The sequence below is a fragment of the Aeromonas sp. QDB18 genome (assembly GCF_027705325.1).
Taxonomy (GTDB): Bacteria; Pseudomonadota; Gammaproteobacteria; order Enterobacterales; family Aeromonadaceae; genus Aeromonas; species Aeromonas caviae.
Genome location: NZ_JAPDBQ010000274.1, coordinates 1 through 1,595, shown reverse-complemented (window position 1 = coordinate 1,595; position 1,595 = coordinate 1). Strand labels below are relative to the sequence as shown.

Genomic DNA, 1,595 nt, shown 5'->3' with positions numbered 1-1,595 from the left:
CGAAACCCAACAAGGAGTTTCGGATTCTTACACAGCCTGAGGATCGGTCAATGGATCCTTAACTGATCGGCATTAGGATATATTCCCGCTTTTTTCATGTCACGATTTAAAGGGCAGCGTTCGTGGATAAAGGGAGGCCGACAAGGGATAAAAAGAGACGGGCATATCACCTCCACCCGTTCGCCGTGACAGGAGAACGGGGGAGAGCTATTTCACGATGCGATCGGCCAGGGTACCGACGGCCACCACGAAATAGGGGGAGCGATTCCAGTGACGCAGTACCCGGTAATTGTCATAGGCAAGGTAGCTTCGCCCGTGAATATCGTCGGGGCGGATGAGGGAGGCCTGCATGTCGACCCTGGGCAGGGGGAAGCCGTCCAGTTGCCGCACCCCGAGCGCCTGCCAGGCCGACAGCGGCTTGCGGATCTCAAGCCCCAGCAGCGCCGGATCGAGCGCCTCGGGCACCCTCACCCGCCGTCCCCAGGTCTGGTCTTCACGCCAGCCGTTCTGGCTCAGATAATTGGCAGCCGATCCAAATACATCCGCCAGATTGCCCCAGAGATCTTCTTGCCGTCCCCGTCCTGATCCACCGCGTATTGCAGGAATGACGAGGGCATGAACTGCACCTGTCCCATGGCCCCCGCCCAGGATCCCTTGAAGTTGGCGGGGTTCACATGTCCCTGCTCCAGAATGCGCAGGACATCGAACAACTCGCCTTTGAAGAAGGCTTCACGGCGACCGTCCCAGGCCAGGGTCGAGAGAGAAGAGATAAGGGGATAATGGCCGGTTATTTTGCCGAAATTGGTTTCAATTCCCCACAAGGCAACAATAAAGCGGGGTTGAACCCCATATTCCCTGCCTATTTTTGTGAGCAGCGGCAAATGCTGGCGATATAAGGTTTGGGCTTGCTTGACTTTCCATTCCGGCACCGCCCGGGGAATATATGTGTCCAGGGTCAGTTTGAATTCCGGCTGATTTTTGTCGTGCCTGATGGCAGCATCAACAAGATGTACATCCGCAAAGGCCGCACTCACCGTCTCGGGCAACATGCCCGCCGCCAGCGCCTGCTCTTTGAGGCTCGCCACGTACTGGTCAAAATCGGGGCCGGCCTGCACCGGCGATCCCGACAGGGCGCCTGACAACAGCAGTGCCAGCCGCCCCGCCCTCATCGTGCGTCCTTTAATTGCGCCTTGTGCTGCTCCAGCAGGTTTTCCGGTGGCGGTGGCACCTGCAGATAAAAGCCCTGGCTCTTCAGGGCGGCCATCACCCGCTCCGTGGAGGCCAGCCCCAGGGGCTTGGCCGGGTCCAGTTTGGTCATCAGGACCAGTTCGGGACGCCCGAAGGTACTCATCAGCACCTCGGGAACGCGGGAAAAGTCCTCTCTTCGTTCAATAAAGAGATAGGTCTCGGCTTTTTTGCGACTTTTATAGACTGCACACAACATGGAAATTGATATAATCCGACGGGTTTATTGCCTCTGGTGGTGGCAAACTATAACATCAGGAATTGAATAACAATACATGTACAGAACCTTAAGCGGCAAGCGAATTAATAATACCGTCTAACGTGTTGTTTTGCTTGGATTTTCTCTGCCT

Annotated in this window: 1 protein-coding gene and 1 pseudogene; both read right to left on the bottom strand. The window is 56.2% G+C overall.

Going from position 1 to position 1,595, the window contains the following annotated elements:
• Positions 1-207 precede the first annotated feature (207 nt).
• Positions 208-1,169 (bottom strand): annotated as a pseudogene (locus OKC30_RS20810) (lytic murein transglycosylase).
• Positions 1,166-1,444 carry a YcgL domain-containing protein gene (locus OKC30_RS20805; protein WP_039039102.1) on the bottom strand — a complete coding sequence of 93 codons (279 nt, stop codon included), beginning with the start codon at positions 1,442-1,444 and terminating at the stop codon, positions 1,166-1,168. Before OKC30_RS20805 ends, OKC30_RS20810 begins: the two are co-directional and overlap by 4 nt.
• Positions 1,445-1,595: the final 151 nt, after the last annotated feature.